The sequence below is a fragment of the Aquimarina rubra genome, assembly GCF_042684305.1.
GTDB classification, from domain to species: Bacteria; Bacteroidota; Bacteroidia; order Flavobacteriales; family Flavobacteriaceae; genus Aquimarina; species Aquimarina rubra.
This window is the reverse complement of record NZ_JBHULE010000035.1, coordinates 600261-617826: the sequence shown is the minus strand read 5'-3', so window position 1 is coordinate 617826 and position 17566 is coordinate 600261. Positions and strand designations below refer to the sequence as shown.

Here is a 17566-nt window from a genome sequence, read left to right as displayed (position 1 = left end):
GAAAAAGGTTTAATCCGGTAGATACGAATTAAACCTTTTTAAATTATAATTTTATAAATTCTATTTTGTTACAAAAGAAGTGATGCTAAGATACTCATACCTCTACCACAATTTTGTTATCTAAAATAGACTTTGGATAATATCCTCAATGCTTACACCTTCTGCTTCCGCTTTGTAGTTTTTGATCATACGATGACGTAGTATCCCCATCGCTACTGCTTGTACATCTTCTATATCTGGAGAGAACTTCCCTTTAATTGCAGCATTGGCTTTGGCTGCTAAAATAAGATTTTGAGATGCTCTCGGGCCAGCACCCCAATCGATATAATTCTTAACTAAATCTGTAGCAGATTCGCCATCCGGTCTGGTTTTAGAAACCATTGTTACTGCATATTCCACCACATTATCCGCAACTGGAATGCGACGGATTAAATGTTGGAAGTCTATAATTTCCTGTGCTGTAAATAGTGGGTTAATCGTAGCCGAAGTATCTCCAGTGGTACTCTTTACTACTTCTACTTCTTCCTGAAAACTAGGATATTTAAGTTCTATAGCAAACATAAACCTATCCAACTGAGCTTCAGGTAAAGGATATGTCCCTTCTTGCTCAATAGGGTTTTGTGTAGCTAATACAAAATAGGGTAAATCTAGTTTATAGTGATGTCCTGCAACGGTAACAGCTCTTTCCTGCATTGCCTCTAATAATGCCGCTTGTGTTTTTGGAGGAGTTCTGTTAATCTCATCTGCTAAGATGATATTTGAAAACACAGGACCTTTGATAAATTTAAAATGTCTTGACTCATCTAGGATTTCACTTCCCAATATATCACTAGGCATTAAATCCGGTGTAAACTGAATTCTTTTAAAATCGAGTCCTAACGCTTTAGAAATAGTATTTACCATTAAGGTTTTAGCCAATCCCGGAACTCCAATTAGTAAAGCGTGACCTCCGGAAAATACAGAAATAAGTATTTGATCAATTACTACTTCCTGACCTATGATTATTTTAGCTATTTCTTTTTTGAGTTCGGCATGCTTGCTTACCAGTTTTTCTACTGCTGCAACGTCAGACATATTATTTTTCTTTTTTTAACCAGTTACCGCTATACTCACAGTCTCTGTACTCTCCATTAATCTTTATATAAGTATCATTAATTTTTTCTTCCTGCCATTTACGAATTGCTTCAATCTGCTTTTTTCTAAGCGCTAACTCTTGTATTTTTAAATAGTCTTTAGAGTAATCTGCAATATGTTCATCAAACCGATTCAAAACCGTTATTAATTTGAACTTTTTACGGCCTTGACGATCCTGATCAGGAATCACCAACGAAACTTCATTCGTTTTTAATTTTGATACTTGATCGTACAATATAGGATCAATTTTGGTAAGTTCAAAACGTGTATCGCCGGTTGTTGGATTTAATAATTGTCCTCCATCCTCTTTGGTTTCTTTTTCGTCACTAAATTTTCTTGCTGCTTCTTTAAAACCTATGGTCCCTGAAACTACAGCAGTACGAACTGAATCTACAAGCTTTTGTGCTGTCTCTACGCTTTCTCTGGTTACGTCCGGAACAAGAAGAATATGTCTTACATCAATTTCTTCTCCTCTTACCTTATCCAATTGTATGATATGCCATCCAAAATCAGTTTTGAAGGGCTCACTAACTTCTCCAACTTGTAAACTAAACGCTACATCTTTGAATTCTTTTGCAAACGGTGTCTGACGATTTAGCGTATACTTACCTCCTTTTGATTTCGATCCGGGATCTTGAGAATACAACACAGCTTTTGTAGCAAAACTGCTTCCGTTTTCTACAATGTCCGTTCTAAACTGTTTTAATCTATCAACAACTTTTTGCTCCTCTTCTTCAGGTATTTTGGGCTCTATGACAATCTGAGCAAGCTCTAATTCTGTACCAAAAAGGGGTCTTTCTTCTTTTGGGATCTCGTCAAAAAACTCTCTGACTTCTTCTGGAGTAATTTCTACATCTTCTACGATCTTAGAACGCATTTGCTCAGCTAATCGGTTGCTCTTATTAATTTCAAAAAGTTCTTTTCTAAATTCCGTTTCACTATCTTTTCTATAAAACTTAAGAACTTTCTCCATGGTCCCGATCTCTCTGGTCATATAGTTCAATTGCTGATCCACCATAGAATTTACCTCTGCATCTGTAACAACAACACTATCCTGTACTGCGTGATGTGCATATAATTTGTTCTCAAACAAACTTCCTGCCAGCTCGCAACGACTCACATCTGATGCAGAAACACCTTCACTGATCAATTGTTGATATGCAATAGTGATATCACTATCCAGAATTACGTGTTCTCCGATAACCGCTGCAACTCCATCTATCTTAATTCTTTCAGATGGTTTTACAGAATCCTCTTTCTTTTCTGTTTCTTTTTTAACATCTTCAATAATTTCCTGAGCACATATATGACTTCCTGCTCCAAATAAAAATAAAGTAATAAGACAGGTAATCTTCTTAATTATAGATTTCAAATTGTTTGTTTTTAATAGCATCTTTGGTAATATCCTTTTCTAATTTTTTAATCAGCTCCCGCTTTCTCTTATTTAATATAATCTGTCGTATTGTTGGTTTTATATAAGACAAAGGTGCTGTTTCGTTCTTCTTTAATACTTCTTTAATTTTAAACATATACACTCCCAGAGAATCCCGTAATTGCACATATTTACCATCTTTGAGCACTTTATCCCTATCCTGACTCTTAAGAACCGGTATCTTATTTAATACCTGATCAAACTGAACCCAAATAGAATCAGCAAAAGAAAAAGTAACAAATTCTAACTTTTTACTTCGCAAATCTTCTTCATCCTCTTCATTAAAACGATTAAAACGTGTTTGCGTTGCAACAATATTATTATAATCAGGTGGCAAATGTAAGTAACGTAACTTTACTAATTCTTCATTCAGATTAAAATTTTCTAAATTTTCTGAATAATAGGAGGTCATATCATCTTCTGTAACCTCCATATTAATAGATTTATTGATTACAGCATCTTTGTATGCATTGATATACAAAGTACTCTTATAATCTTCTACAAGCTTATCAAAATCCTGAAGCTCTACTTCTGTCAAATTACGCTTAGATTGATCTATAAATAATTGCCTTGTTGCCCAAATATTGATATAATTATTTATGATATTAGTACTATCTTCTTTGGACGCACCATCCGGAACAAGGTTTTTAATCTCGTCTTTATAAAGATATGTTTCGTTAACCCTTGCTACAACCTCTTTATTTGATTGACGATTTACATTTCCGCAAGAAACCAATAAAAGAAAAAGTGCTATGATTGAGATAGATCGCATTTATATGGATAGTTCTTTTTTAATTTTTTTCAAAGTTTTCTTATTAAGCTCAATAGAATATTTTTTTCTGAGCTCATTTAACCATTTTCTTTCCAAATCTTCCTGAAAATCGTTAATAACCCTACCTTTAGTCTCTTCAAAAGTTTTAACTCTGGATGGCATTATTTCTAATACCTTGAATAGGGTTATATAATTATCTTGATTCATACTAACGACTTGTCCTTTTTTACCTGAAAAATTGATAAAAACGTCATTCTCTCCTTTTGTAATTTCTTCTTCCGAAAAAATAACTTTATTGTCATCAGATGTGTTTACTTCCTTCTTAATCTCTTCAATTGATTTTCCATTTTCAAGAAGAGTTTTAGTTTTATCGATTAGCTCTTTTTTAGAAGAAGATGCTTTGACAACTTTATAAGTTTCTTCTTTAACATAAGTATCCTTTCTAGCTTCATAAAACTTTTTGAGCCCAACCGAATCATTTTTTGCCGCATTCCATATTTTAGATTCCATCAAATCAAAGAGTAATAACCCATCTCTATATTCTGAAATCACATTGGCAAAATCCTGATTATCTTCTTCTAAATGCTCTTCATAATATTGAAGTAGTTTTTCTGACTCAAAATCGTCATACATCGAATCTATAAAAATTGAAACATCTGACATCTTTGTTTTTCTACCGCTTCTTTGTGCTACAAAACCAGCAAAATCATTATATAAAAAACTATCATCACCAATTGAGAACATAGATTTCTTTAGCATTTCATCAGCAGGAATCTCCCATTTTTCTTTAAATATGGTCGTTGGCACTATGGTATTGAAATACGCTATTGCTTCTTCATTTCTTTTTAAAGCATATTTTTCTCGTAAAGAATTTATAAAGGATTTAGTAATCAGTTGAGACCTGCTATCTTTCTTAATTCTTTGTGTAAGCTCTCCTTTTGACTCTTCAAAAGTTTTTAGAGGATGTTTTTCTATTAGTTTTATAATATGCCAACCATACTTTGTTTTAACAGGTTCTGATAATTCTCCCGGTGATTTCAAAGAAAAAGCAACTTTCTCAAAATTCTCAGAATTTAATGCGCCCTGTGCAAATCGATTTATTTCACCTCCATTAACTGCAGTATTGCGATCATCGCTATATTGTTTCGCTAAGGATTCAAAAGAAGCTTTTTGCGATAGTTGAGCACTAATCTCCCGGATTCTTTTTTCTGCTTCTTTTTCAGTTCTTTCCTTATTGAAGGCAACCATGATATGTGCTACCGTTACTTCTCCTAATGATTTCTGTTTGTCATTAACTTTTACGATATGGTAACCAAACCTTGTCTTAAAAGGTTTTGACACTTCTCCAATACCAGTTGTAAAAGCTGATTGTTCAAAAGGATATACCATTCTAAAAGCCGAAAACCACCCTAAATCCCCTCCGTTTTTCTTTACTGAAGGATCCTGACTATACTGAACAGCTATTTCTTTAAAATCAGCACCATTAACAATCTTATTCCTAGCTTCCGTAATTTTCTCATAGGCCGCTAAAGTGTCTTTTGGAGATGCACCCGGTGGAATCTGAATCAGAATATGACTGGCATTTACTCTTTCTTGTAAACGGTCATATGCCTCTTTCACTAAAGCATCAGACGCTTTTGTATCCGTGAGATATCCTGAAGAGAGCTGTTTTTTATATCCTTCTAACTCTTTTATGTATGATTGTTTTTTATTGAGTCCTTGTTCTTTAGCTTCCTCAAGCTTTAGTTTATAATTAATAAAAAGTTCTAGGTATTCATCAATATCCTTTTGAGATTCATCTTTTACCAAATCGATATTTTTGAGATAAACTCTTTTAAATTCTGATGTATACACCGGTGAGTCATTAATCGTAAGAAGTACAGAATCCTTTTCCTGACCATATACCAGGGAGCAAAGAATTACTCCTAAAAAAAGTAGAATAGATTTTTTGTGCATAGTTCTATTTAATAAAGTCCCCAATCGGACAAAAATAACAATATTAATACGTTTTACAAGCTCTTTCTTGTAACGAATGATTAGGGCACTATAGTATTAAATAGCTTTTAAAGTTTTATGAATCTCCCTATATTGGCATTTTATGTCCTAATTGGAAATAATAATTATAGAATACATTCGCAAAATTAAAATTGCGCTACTTAGAGATTAAGCATTTGCAGAAGAAGGAAAAAGTGTATTAGAAGATTCGTAACAAATAACAATATCATAAAAATTGGAAAGAAAACTAAAACTTATCTGGGATTTTAGAGGTCCGGCTGCGAGTAAAACAGCAACGCATCACGAAATTCATCTTAAGGAATATATCACTTTAGAAAAACTGTCTACAAATATCACAGGACATCAAGATATTAATGAAATGCACAGTATTGCTTTTATGGTGGTTACAGATTCTGAAATGAAAACAGTAAGAGATGCCTTAAAACCTCATCGTGGTCAACTGTTTGAAGAATAGATTTTTAAAAAATATGGGTCTTGGCACGTATATTGCCTTAGACCTTATATATTTGCAAAAATTTTAAAATTAAGAATTAAACAAGTTACAATGAAAAACATATTATTTCCAATTCTATTATTGTTTATCAGTGCACAAACCATTGCACAGTCTAAGGTAGGAACTATCGATACGGATTTTATACTTTCTAAAATGCCTGAACTTACTAAAGTACAGGAAGACTTAAAAGCATACAATACAAAGTTAGAGGCTGACCTAAAAGTAAAAGTGGATGATTACCAGGCTAAAGTAAAAGCATATCAAGATGGAGTAGCAGCTATGACAGAGCCGATGAAAAAGACAAAGCAAGAAGAAATCATCAATTTAGAAAATGACATTGCTAAATTCCGTCAAAATGGTTCACAATTGGTTCAACTAGAGCAAAATAAACTATTACAACCTTTATATACCAAAATTGGTAAAGCATTAGAAGAAGTTGCCAAAGCTGAAGGATATACACAAGTATTAACTATCACTAGCAGTGGTTTGGCATATGTAGATCCAAAATTTGATCTTACTAAAACAGTAATGACAAAACTGGGTATTCCCCTGCAATAATAGATTAGATCCATCACAAAATAATTGAAAAGCCTTAGATATTGCGTAATACCTAAGGCTTTTCAATTATTTACCTATTTCTCTAAGTTTATCCTCTATTTGCATTAAGTATATTTCATTATACACTTCTTTATAAGGATCTGATTTTTTAAATCCCTTAGATACTAATTCTTTGGCTTTTTCTATATGCACTAGAGCTTCATTTTTCTTACCAATCTCCAATAATGCGATTCCCTTATAATAGTGTGACAATGAAGATTTGTCATAAACTTTAATACCTAAATCAAAATCTGCAATCGCTTTTTTATATTTTTTTAATGCTGTATAACTAATACCTCTATACGGAAATGCCGAAGGATCTATATATTCCATTCCTTCTTCATTTATTGCTTTTGTAAATTCCGCTATTGCTTCTTCATGTCTTCCTAATGCCTGCAAAACTTCTCCTTTAAGAAAGTTTACATTATTCCCCCAGGCATAATCTACTTGTCCGGGAGTATAGTCATCATATCGATTAAGATATTCTATGGCACGATCATAATCTTTATATAAATCAGTCATCAGCCAAGATGTATAATACAATGTTTCTTTGGGATCGAGTTTCATTGCTTTTTCTAATAAAGGAAATGAAATATGGTAATCCCCTATTTTGCTGTGCCCTATCGATTTACCTTGATAGTAACTAGCATTTTCTGGATTCAATGCAATTAAAGAATCTGTATAAGCCTGACGAAACGAACTAGCTTGATAATGAAATCCTCTTTGATATTCTAGCTCTTTGGTTCTTAAAACCCTTTCTTCTGCCGTCAGGTTTTCAAAATCTTGTTTTTTTGTTTCTTGACAAGAACAAAAAATTATAAACAGAATGCAATTAAGGATATATGCGAATGATTTTTCCATCTTTTATTCTAAAACTTAAATAAATATATGTGTCAATAATTTGGTCTGTCTTTGGATGTCTTCCAGGAATCCAATCTTGCATTCCTTTTACGATTTCAAGAATCTGATTACCAATTGCTTCTGAGAATTTTTTGAGTTTATAATCATAGTCAAAAGCTTGATGCTCAAACATCCCAGCTTTTCCTTCGCAATTAACTACAAACCTGACTTGAAAAATTCCAGATTCTTTAGAACCTTCTGGTGCATTATATTGTTGATCAACAATTTTCCTGATGTGATACAAACCTCCATTATATTCGGTTCCGTGATAATAATATCGATCTCTTGGATTATTCTTATTTATATATTGATTACATAATTGAAACACAGCTGGTTTCAAATTCTCTGGTACTTTTGAAGCTTTATATACAATGTTTTTAAAAACCCCATCCACAAATCCAAAAGTGACTATCTCTTTTTCGGAAACAGAAATAATCTGTTCAATAAACTGATAGTCTCTATTGCAAGCTATTTGATTACCTTTTTTAAGCAAAAAAGCCGTATTCTTGTAAGACAATATTTCAAAGCAATAACGATTGTATCCTTTTATTTTTTTTGGAATAAACTTCAACCTATCACCTTTTTTTTCAAATATAAAAACCCCTTGATCAGTTTCCCATTTCTGTGAGAATAAAGCATCTCTTACGCTGTTTATATTGATTGAATCTGTTGGAACAATCTTATGTGCTATACTGTTTATAAATTGAAGACGATCATTATCAATTTTAAACTTATTTATCGGAATCTGAACAGTGTCTATAGCTATTGAATCTTTAGAATATGTTAATTTTCTTTTTGCTAATTGTCTTTCTTCATCCAAATTTTTATAATAAAGGCTATCTCCAATAAACTCCATAATTACGGTATTTGGTTTATAATAGTCTTTATCCATGTGGATTGCTTGTACTAACCATTCGCCTTGGGTATCTACCTTATTGAATGAAGGTTTTTGATGATTAGAGCACCCTATACAAATACAACTTAGAAAAAAAATAACACATTTTATTTTCATTATTCTTACTTGATTGATTTTGAGTTTAAATAAACATACAAAAAAAGCAATACGTTACCATATTGCTTTAGTTTTTTTATATCTAATCCTGCAGATTACCTGCTATAATTAGGTGCTTCTTTAGTAATGGTTACATCGTGCGGATGACTCTCATGTATACCACTTGCTGTAATTTTCACAAATCTTCCGGTATCCTGAAGTGTTTTGATATCTTTTGCTCCACAATATCCCATACCTGCACGTAATCCACCAACAAACTGATGAATACTTTCATAAAGTTCTCCTTTATAGGCAACACGACCCACAATTCCTTCGGGAACCAATTTTTTAATGTCATCTTCTACATCCTGAAAATAACGGTCTTTTGAACCTTGTTTCATAGCCTCAACAGATCCCATTCCACGATACGACTTAAACTTTCTTCCTTCGTATATAATAGTTTCTCCGGGAGATTCTTTTGTTCCTGCTAATAAAGAACCTAGCATCACTGTATCCGCTCCTGCAGCAATTGCTTTTGGTATATCACCTGTATATCTGATCCCTCCATCTGCGATAACTGGAACCCCAGATCCTTTTATTGCAGATGCAACTTCTAATACAGCCGAAAACTGCGGAAATCCAACTCCAGCAACCACTCGCGTTGTACATATCGATCCAGGTCCAATTCCAACTTTTACCGCATCAGCACCCGCTTCTACTAAATACTTAGCTGCTTCTGCTGTAGCAATATTACCTACGATGACATCCAGATCCGGAAACTTCTTTTTTACTTCTTTTAGGACACTAACTACTCCTTTTGTATGTCCGTGTGCTGTATCAATAACTACAGCATCTACTCCAGCATTTACAAGTGCTTCAGCACGATCAACTGCATCTCCCGTAACACCAATTGCAGCAGCAACGCGAAGACGCCCTAAACTATCTTTGTTAGCACTTGGCTTTAAGGTAAGTTTAGTAATATCCCTAAAAGTAATCAAACCTACCAAAGTGTTATTATTATTAACTACAGGTAACTTTTCTATCTTATTATCTTGCAGGATTACTTCTGCTTCCTGTAATGAAGTACCTTCGGCAACAGTCACCAGATTCTCACTAGTCATCACTTCTGATATAGGTCTATCATTATTTTTTTCAAAACGTAAATCGCGATTGGTAACAATACCTAAAAGTTTGTGGTTTTCATCGACTATAGGAATACCTCCTATGCTATGCTCCCGCATATTATTTTTAGCATCAGCTACTTTAGCATCTAATGGTAAAGTAACAGGGTCGATAATCATTCCGCTTTCTGCTCTTTTAACTTTACGCACCTTCATCGCCTGTTCCTGAATGGTCATGTTTTTATGTAACACACCAATACCACCTTCTTGTGCCATAGCAATAGCCATGCGACTTTCTGTAACGGTATCCATAGCCGCAGAAACTATAGGAACATTAATCGTTATGTTTTTGGTAAATTTTGTTTGAATACTTACTTCTCGTGGTAACACTTCAGAAAATGCTGGTACTAAAAGTACATCGTCATAGGTAAGTCCTTCTCCAACGATTTTGGATTCGTGTGCTGTCATCGCAATTAAGATTTAATTGCGTGCAAATATAAGCCTTTTTTAAAGGATTCCTATTAAACAACAGGAGTAATGTCCTTTTTATTTTTGGACTTAAGAATTAAAGAAATAATAGATTTTGTCGAATTATTAAAAAACTAGCAAAACAACCTTAAACACTGGTTTTAAACCTATTAAAAATCATTTTATGCAATAATTTTTTAAAAAAACGTTAATAAAATATATGTTTTTTTAACATTATTTTAATATTTAAATAGTATATTTCGAACAGGTTGACCCCAAATCACCTGTAGCCCCAAAAAAGAATAACCTATGAGAATTAGTATTAGCCTGCTATTGGTATGCTTATGTATCAATATTACAAATGCCCAGTTTACAGAATCGCCACTTACCAAAGTTCAATTGAAAACTTCTAAGCAAACTGAACGTAAAAAACCCAAAAAGAATTTATTCACAAAAAGAATTGTACCTATTACATTAATTGCTTCTGGGATTCTATTATCCACCAGTGATTTTGAGAAATCATTACAAAAAGATATCAGAAGTTCTGTAGGAAATGATTTTTACTTTGGCATGGATGACTATACTAGATATGCACCTATTGTACAAATGTATGCTGCTGATATATTTGGAGTTGAATCCAGAAACCATTGGTTTGATCAAACTAAAAATCTGTTAATATCATCTTTGGTAACCAGTGCAGCCACAACAATACTAAAGAAAGAAGTTGGTAAGCCAAGACCCGGAGATCCATCTCAGTTGAATTCCTTTCCTTCTGGACATACTTCTATGGCTTTTGTTTCTGCTGCTGTTTTATATGAAGAGTTTATAGATACCAGTCCACTTTTAGCATATAGCGGATACTTTTTTGCAGTTACTACAGGTAGTTTAAGAATGATGAATAACAAACATTACCTCTCTGATGTTTTGGTTGGTGCAGGTATCGGTATCCTAACTACCAGATTGGTGTACCATTATGAACATCTTATATCTTGGAATCCTTTTAAAAACTCAGAAGATATTGCCTTTGCGCCACATTTTACAGGAGATGGTGTAGGAGTATATTTTTCTAAATCTTTTTAAATTAAGTAATTACCAACCACCCGCATACGAAAAATCTTCTCCTGAAGCATATTTCAAATAATCAAGCTTTAAATTTGTGATTTGTTTAAAATGGAGATGATCATGAGCGAGCCAGTTAGCGAGAAACTGCTGGGCAGTCATTTCACCAAAATCAGGATGAACTGATATGTTGTTCCAACTTGGAGTTACCAAAGAATCTAGCCAATGTAGAGATGCTTTTCGTTCTTCTAAAAAATTATTTAGAACCCTATCATATTCTTGTTTGATATAGTCTCGATCTTTAACCCAACCTTCTGGATCAATGGGCATAAACTGTTCATCAGGGGTTTCAAGCACATGCTTTGTTCTTTTTCTGAAATCCTCACGTTCTTCGTCATAAAGGTGACAGACGATCTCCAATAAACACCAACGACCCGGTTTATCTTTCCAGATGTATTCTTCTTTGGGGATACCTTTTAGCAACTGCTTAAAAACTTGTTGGTTTCTTGATAAACCTTTAATTATAGTTTTATGGTTCATTATTAATGTCTTATTTGTGGTTTCTAAATTCTTCTGTTAACCAAAATATAGTATAAAGATTAAATGATAGGTGCAAAAGAAAAATAACTTCATACTAAAGAGTGGTCTATTTACTCCTATATTTATTTCTAAGGATACAATCGATCTACTATAAAGAATAACCAGACCAAGGGTAACAAACCCCTATAAAAATCAGTTATTTAACTCTTTACCTATATAATAGTATAGCTTACTTTTGAAAAACAATATTGAAGTTCTTATAATTATTTGAGTTAGCCAAAATTCAATATATGTAATAAACAAAAAGCCTAAAAAAATGTGACACCAAAAACTCTCTCTTTGAGTATGGGCCAGTCAGAACCGAGGGTAAGAAAAAACTAGATAAATGTAATTGTATGCATTTCTGACAACAGTGGAAGTATTCAAAACTACGTGGTAATTATTTTTTTTAGGCTTTTTTGTAATACTAATTTTCAAAAAAACTTAAAAATCGTTTCTACCAAGTCTTTCCTTTTTAAGTACGACTGCACTTACATTTAAAAACAAAAATCACATAATTATGCTCTCTATACATTCTAGAAAAATCACCAGTTTTTTAATGGTAATCGCCATTTCATTTATTGGGGTTAGCTGCGGAAAAGAAAAATGTCCAAAACCTGATGCAGAAAATATGAAAGCTACTATTACCATTGCCGCAGGAGGATTGGCAATTAGTGGCACTGCGGGATCTGTAAAACCGGGGGCTACTATAACCATTACAGACACCACAGGAATATCTACCACGGTAACCGCAAATAATGATGGAAGCTTTTTTGCACCATTTGGTCAGTCCAATGCCGGAATCGGAGATGTATTATCAATCACTCAAAAAACTAATAATTGTGCAGAAAGTGATAGCACAGATGTGACCATACAGCGACCTTAATAACCAGCCGCAAAAGGGTTAGCAAATATTTAATACTATTTCTAACCCTTTTTAAATCAATTTAGTTATTGTAGGGATCCATTATATTAATCGGTTTATGTCCCTGCTCTTTTTTAAGTTGTCTTTTATTAAAACTTCCTTCAAATTCATTAGAGTATATATTTACTATATCCTCCAAATTTCTCATCATTCCTATATGTAACCTAAATCTAAATTTCGATTTAATCTTTCCTTCTATACAAGGAGCAGTAAAATCCCAATATTCATTTGGATTGATATATACAGAATGATAACTATTGCCACACCAACTGCTTGGTAAATATTCTATGTCTTGCCATTTATTATTATAAAAAACTTGTCGAATAACAGAAATCCTGCTGTCTTGAGCAGATAATTGAATAATGGAATCGGTATTATTGATTAGAAACACTTTAAATCCTTTTACTCCTTTTTGAAATTCAGTTATAGAATCCGTATTAACAATTAGTTGAAAATCTGAAGTCTTCCCTATTTCCTTAATAAATTGATTATTTTTTATAGGTTTATTCTGTGCCTGATAAAAACCTCCCGGAGCTTCTGTATCCGTTTTACTGGTTCCTGCGTAAAAATATCCTCGAAGTTTATATTGAACATCAAGACATTTTAAATCCTGAGCCTCGGCATACCCAAAGCATATTATTAACAAAGTGGTAAGTATGCTATTTTTCATATTGATTGGTCTTCAAAACTTATACCAAAACTAGTAATTGTTACACCTAGTGAAAACCGATATTTTGTTAAACTATCTTTTGACTGAGTTAACCTATTAGTTCAATTAGTTAATATACTTTAGAGACTATTCTATTTTAAATTCTTGATAAACTATAAATCAAAAATACTGTCCCGAAATAACCACGAGACAGTAAATTTCAGCTTCAATAGTATTACTTTTTAAATACTTCGCTTATCTAATCGTACATAATCTACATACATATAGGTATTCCAGAAGATGTTTATTCTAGAATTATTAAAAATACCTGTATCAGATCCTACATTTAAATTAAATACAATATTATGATCTTTAAAATTCTCTAACTTTAGGTCATTATCCACGCTATTCGTATAATTAGCAACACGATTTCCATCTACATAGATTTGTACAGTCACACTGCCATTTCTGTTGATCCATCTTTGTTGATAGGTGTGCCATCCTTCTCCGACACTGTAACCTCTTTCTGCATTTGTACCTAACTGATTTTGTAAATAGTTCTCACCATAAAACAAGTTACTGGCAAATCTTGCAGAATTACCAAAAGAATATCCCTCCATGATATCAATTTCTCCACGAGTAGGCCAAGTATTACTTCTTTCATTAACAGTCCAAAATGCAGGCCACGCACCATACGTTTCTGCAAATCCTTTATAATTATTTCCTTCTCTAGCGATTAATTTAATTCTTGCCGTCAATCTATACTCTTCATTTCTTCCAGGATGAAAATCAAAATTGGATTTTACATGCCCTGATTCATAAGAGTCATCGCCTGATTTATAGGCTTGTAAACGCAAACAACTGCGCCCATCAAGACTAGCAATTTCAGAATTCCAATTTCTATATGTACAACGACTAGAATTATAATCTGCTCTATTATGCGTTCTCTCCCATTTGTTCAAATTACCATTAGAATTAAAGTTATCGGTAAATTGTCTGCTCCAAGGTCCTTTTGCACTTATGAGTTCATCTACATTTTCCGGTTTATCAGAGACTTCTTCAACTATAGCATCTTCAACTTCACATGCAAATACAAAACAGATTAATAATAAAAGCCCTAAAAATTTGACAAGTGTTCTCATAGTATTAAATTTTAGTTAACAATAATGTCACCAAATTAATACCTGAATTACCAATTTGTTAAATAAATGACTTAAACTATATTGAAAATATTATTTTTATGTTATTTTTTTGATAATTAATCAAATGTCACAATGCTTTAACCTTAGATTTCATGCGGGATTAAAGAAAATTCTATAACGCAAACGTTTTCGTAATTTTATTGCTGTTTTTTTTGTTATAATTTTAAAACTTAAGAAAAACTTAAGATATTTTAACAGCAAAAGAACTCAAAATCAGACTTGTATCTTATTACATCCATTAGAAAAAAGCCATGTTTTTCTTCTTAAGAGGAGAAAATAGTTTCCTTTCAAAAGTAAAAAAGTTAATCATTTAAAGATTTTTATGATTGTATGTTTTGTGTAATAATGGAATTATTTATCGTCATTCCGAATTTATTTCGGAATTTCATTACACTTATAAACAATGATTTATAATGCGAACCTGAAACAAGTCAAGGTCGACTATTATGATTTATTATAGATTACGAATATTCTAAACGGGTTTTTATAATACTACAGATTTTTATTCTTTTTAATTTGTTATAAATAATTATAACCTTGGGTTAAATACAAATCGTTAAATGTTTTGTCCTCCTTCCTATTTTTCGTAACTTTAGTAGGAACACCTTAAACAAAAATGAAAGCTCATTGTTTTCTTTTTTATGTTACATTGTTGAAGTCTAAAAAGCAATCTCTTTCCCCTTCCATAGCTTTCTTTAAGGCTTTTTGAAAATTAGTAAAGTACTTAACGCAAAAAACAAATCAAATGAACCCAATAACAATTGCAGGTATTATATTCGTCATTTTTTTATTTGCCGGAATACGAATCGTTTTTGAATACAAAAGAGCCTTGAAATTCCGTTTTGGAAAATATATCAAAACCCTCCAACCGGGTTTTAGGTGGATCATCCCAATTATAGAAACTATCCAAATAGTAGACATCCGTGTGATTACGATAAATGTAATCTCTCAAGAAGTGATGACAGAAGACAATGTTCCTTGTAGTATTGATGGTGTTGTTTTTTTTAAGATCAATGATCCTGAAAAGGCAGTATTAGAGGTAGAAGAATATAGATTTGCTATTTCACAGTTATCACAGGCTGCTTTAAGAGATGTTTGTGGTAAGGTGGAGCTCGATACTATTTTATCCAAACGTGAAGAAATGGGAAAGAATATAAAGGGTATTGTAGAACAGGAAACAAAAGAGTGGGGTATCGAAATTATAGATGTAAAAATAAAAGATATTCAGTTGCCGGAAAATATGCGTAGAATGATGGCTAATCAGGCAGAAGCAGAACGTTCCAGAAGAGCGAGAATCATTTTAGCACTTGCAGAAGAGCAAGCAGCAGGCAAGCTACTGGAAGCAGGTAAATTAATCGATCAATCTCCCTCTGCCATAAAATTAAGACTGTATCAAACGTTATCTAACATTGCAGCAGAAAAGAACTCTACGATTATTTTCCCATTCCCGGAAGAGGTATTGAGCAGAAAACCTAAAGAAACAGAATGACATATCCTATCATTGTAGCTATTTAGTCTTTAGCTTTTCTATGTCTAACCGACCAAAAGATATTAAGCAAAAAGGCGCCTAATGAAACCAACCCAATTATCAGAATAATTTCGAATTGAATATTTTTAGAAGAAACAATTAAGGATAAAACGATTAATCCTACGTGAATCATAGATAAGACTTCTCTGGTCTTTATTCCTATGAGTTGCAATATTCCATATCCGAGTAAAAACAACAACCACAAGGAAGGTTCAAAAAAGTAGAATAAATTAATAATATCTGAACCCCATCCAACCGTTTGATTCATTCCTACTGGAAATCTTACTCCTGCTATAAAAAAATGAAAAATAAGGTATATAATTCCAATCAATAGGAACATCCTTTTTTCAAATATATTTCTAAGAGATATCATTTCAGATTTATTCCCCGATATCTTCATTCCAGATTTCGGATTTATTTTTTTATAAAGGTATTCATTAATTCTTTACACGTTTGGTCGTCTAGAACAATTTACAAAAAGCCCTGTCACATCTAATTAATATAGATTTCATCAAGATAACCTTTAAGAAGCATTATAATTCAGAGATTTTATTTAACTCATAAGAATTTTCAGTAAATTTAATAAGGCTTTGATTTGCAATGAAAAAGATTTTAGGATTATCAATACTACTACTAACCTACACTTCTGTTTGGGCGCAAATGAACCCTTCATTTTATGGGGTGAAATCACACTACGGTTTTATCATAGCACATTCACCAGAATTAAAACCTATCTCACAAACAAATCCTTATGGAATACAACTGGAATATAGTTGGTTAAAGACAAGCGATAAAGCCTGGAAAACCTGTTTTTGTTATGGCAGATCCGGTTTTTCATTCGCCTATTTTAATTATGCCAATCCGGATGTATTAGGTAGTTCCTACAACTTGATTTACTTTGTAGAACCTTATTTTACTTATAGAGGTCCTTTAAAATTTTCTTTAAGAGGTTCTATAGGAGCCACTTATCTTACTGAAAAATTTGACGAAGAGACAAATCCAGAAAACTTACTCTTCAGCACACATTTTAGCTTTTATCTAGCTTTATCTATTAACCTTAACTATCATATTAATGACAGTTATGCTATTAACCTGTCTGCAAATTATAATCATATTTCTAATGGAGGTCAAAAACAGCCAAATAAAGGAATGAATTTTCCAACCCTTTCCATTGGTGTAGATAAAGTAATTAATAACACACCGCTAAAAAGAAAACCGAAATCCTTACGATCTTATGACACCTCTTTTGATTATTATGCAGGAGCATTTGCCAGCTTGAGATCCTCTGATCGGGATGCTGAAGCTTCTAATCATCTTTTGATTGGGTTTATGGGCGGAATCTTAAAACCTATATCTGGCATTAACGGCCTTAATGCAGGTATTGAGCTATGGTATGACTACTCTGACAGAGAAATAGCAAGACAACAAGGAATCAACGATTCTGCTTTTTCTTCTGCCATTACGGCCGGACATCATTTTTCTATTGGTAGTTTTTATTTTTTACAACAATTTGGTTTTTATCTAACTCGTCCAAAGAATATTCAAGGAAATTGGTTGTACCAGCGATATTCTTTTTGGTATAGTATTGGTTCTTCTAAACGCTGGACTATTGGAGCGTCTTTAATTGCTTATGGTAAAGTAGCTGATCATATGGATGGCAGATTGATTTATCTGATTAATTAATCCATTATGTTGGTTAA

At 32.7% G+C, this 17566-nt stretch carries 17 protein-coding genes; 6 read left to right on the top strand and 11 right to left on the bottom strand.

Annotated elements, in window-relative coordinates:
• Nucleotides 1-120: 120 nt before the first annotated feature.
• From ACFSR1_RS22540 to ACFSR1_RS22525, 4 genes are read right to left on the bottom strand one after another with little or no spacing between them, the layout of a single operon-like run.
• Nucleotides 121-1074 (bottom strand): AAA family ATPase, encoded by a 954-nt coding sequence (locus tag ACFSR1_RS22540; protein ID WP_378295285.1) that lies wholly within the window; start codon nt 1072-1074, stop codon nt 121-123.
• Between the two features lies 1 nt (nt 1075).
• Nucleotides 1076-2506, bottom strand: coding sequence for a peptidylprolyl isomerase (locus ACFSR1_RS22535; RefSeq protein ID WP_378295284.1), 1431 nt, complete (start codon nt 2504-2506; stop codon nt 1076-1078).
• Nucleotides 2490-3338 carry a peptidyl-prolyl cis-trans isomerase gene (locus tag ACFSR1_RS22530; protein WP_378295283.1) on the bottom strand — a complete coding sequence of 283 codons (849 nt, stop codon included), beginning with the start codon at nt 3336-3338 and terminating at the stop codon, nt 2490-2492. Before ACFSR1_RS22530 ends, ACFSR1_RS22535 begins: the two co-directional genes overlap by 17 nt.
• A complete protein-coding gene (locus ACFSR1_RS22525) occupies nt 3339-5294 on the bottom strand; it encodes a peptidylprolyl isomerase (RefSeq protein WP_378295282.1) in 1956 nt (651 codons plus the stop codon).
• A gap of 274 nt (nt 5295-5568) precedes the next feature.
• On the opposite strand from ACFSR1_RS22525, the gene ACFSR1_RS22520 reads away from it, so the two are divergent.
• Nucleotides 5569-5808: a hypothetical protein gene (locus ACFSR1_RS22520; protein ID WP_378295281.1), complete on the top strand. Its 240-nt coding sequence runs from the start codon at nt 5569-5571 to the stop codon at nt 5806-5808.
• Between the two features lie 90 nt (nt 5809-5898).
• Nucleotides 5899-6405 (top strand): OmpH family outer membrane protein, encoded by a 507-nt coding sequence (locus ACFSR1_RS22515; RefSeq protein ID WP_378295280.1) that lies wholly within the window; start codon nt 5899-5901, stop codon nt 6403-6405.
• Nucleotides 6406-6471: 66 nt separating this feature from the next.
• On the opposite strand, the gene ACFSR1_RS22510 is transcribed toward ACFSR1_RS22515, so the two are convergent.
• The 3 genes from ACFSR1_RS22510 to guaB all read right to left on the bottom strand — a co-directional run bounded on the left by ACFSR1_RS22510 (nt 6472) and on the right by guaB (nt 9924).
• Nucleotides 6472-7305: a tetratricopeptide repeat protein gene (locus ACFSR1_RS22510; RefSeq protein WP_378295279.1), complete on the bottom strand. Its 834-nt coding sequence runs from the start codon at nt 7303-7305 to the stop codon at nt 6472-6474.
• The gene (locus ACFSR1_RS22505) at nt 7277-8236 is read right to left on the bottom strand and encodes a hypothetical protein (RefSeq protein ID WP_378295278.1); all 960 of its coding nucleotides are present in this window, start codon (nt 8234-8236) and stop codon (nt 7277-7279) included. The genes ACFSR1_RS22510 and ACFSR1_RS22505 overlap by 29 nt, the downstream gene beginning before the upstream one ends.
• Before the next feature lie 215 nt (nt 8237-8451).
• Complete coding sequence (gene guaB, locus ACFSR1_RS22500; protein WP_378295277.1) at nt 8452-9924, bottom strand: IMP dehydrogenase; 1473 nt, start codon at nt 9922-9924, stop codon at nt 8452-8454.
• Between the two features lie 309 nt (nt 9925-10233).
• Here guaB and ACFSR1_RS22495 point away from each other — a divergent pair, with 309 nt between their 5' ends.
• The gene (locus ACFSR1_RS22495) at nt 10234-11004 is read left to right on the top strand and encodes a phosphatase PAP2 family protein (protein ID WP_378295276.1); all 771 of its coding nucleotides are present in this window, start codon (nt 10234-10236) and stop codon (nt 11002-11004) included.
• Between the two features lie 9 nt (nt 11005-11013).
• Here ACFSR1_RS22495 and ACFSR1_RS22490 read toward each other — a convergent pair whose 3' ends face one another.
• Nucleotides 11014-11523, bottom strand: a complete 510-nt coding sequence (locus ACFSR1_RS22490; RefSeq protein ID WP_378295275.1) for a DinB family protein — start codon at nt 11521-11523, stop codon at nt 11014-11016.
• Between the two features lie 559 nt (nt 11524-12082).
• Here ACFSR1_RS22490 and ACFSR1_RS22485 point away from each other — a divergent pair.
• On the top strand, nt 12083-12448 hold the full coding sequence (locus ACFSR1_RS22485; RefSeq protein ID WP_378295274.1) for a hypothetical protein: 366 nt from the start codon (nt 12083-12085) through the stop codon (nt 12446-12448).
• Nucleotides 12449-12509: 61 nt separating this feature from the next.
• Here ACFSR1_RS22485 and ACFSR1_RS22480 read toward each other — a convergent pair whose 3' ends face one another.
• Nucleotides 12510-13157: a hypothetical protein gene (locus ACFSR1_RS22480; RefSeq protein ID WP_378295273.1), complete on the bottom strand. Its 648-nt coding sequence runs from the start codon at nt 13155-13157 to the stop codon at nt 12510-12512.
• A 221-nt stretch (nt 13158-13378) separates the two neighbouring features.
• Nucleotides 13379-14278 carry a glycoside hydrolase family 16 protein gene (locus ACFSR1_RS22475; protein WP_378295272.1) on the bottom strand — a complete coding sequence of 300 codons (900 nt, stop codon included), beginning with the start codon at nt 14276-14278 and terminating at the stop codon, nt 13379-13381.
• A gap of 805 nt (nt 14279-15083) precedes the next feature.
• Here ACFSR1_RS22475 and ACFSR1_RS22470 point away from each other — a divergent pair.
• Complete coding sequence (locus ACFSR1_RS22470; RefSeq protein WP_378295271.1) at nt 15084-15827, top strand: slipin family protein; 744 nt, start codon at nt 15084-15086, stop codon at nt 15825-15827.
• A gap of 22 nt (nt 15828-15849) precedes the next feature.
• Here the strand turns inward: ACFSR1_RS22470 and ACFSR1_RS22465 are convergent, their stop codons facing one another.
• Entirely contained in the window at nt 15850-16206 is a 357-nt protein-coding gene (locus tag ACFSR1_RS22465) for a hypothetical protein (protein ID WP_378295270.1), read from the bottom strand.
• Between the two features lie 260 nt (nt 16207-16466).
• Between ACFSR1_RS22465 and ACFSR1_RS22460 the strand changes: the two genes are divergently transcribed.
• Nucleotides 16467-17549: an acyloxyacyl hydrolase gene (locus ACFSR1_RS22460; RefSeq protein ID WP_378295269.1), complete on the top strand. Its 1083-nt coding sequence runs from the start codon at nt 16467-16469 to the stop codon at nt 17547-17549.
• The last annotated feature ends 17 nt before the right edge of the window (nt 17550-17566 follow it).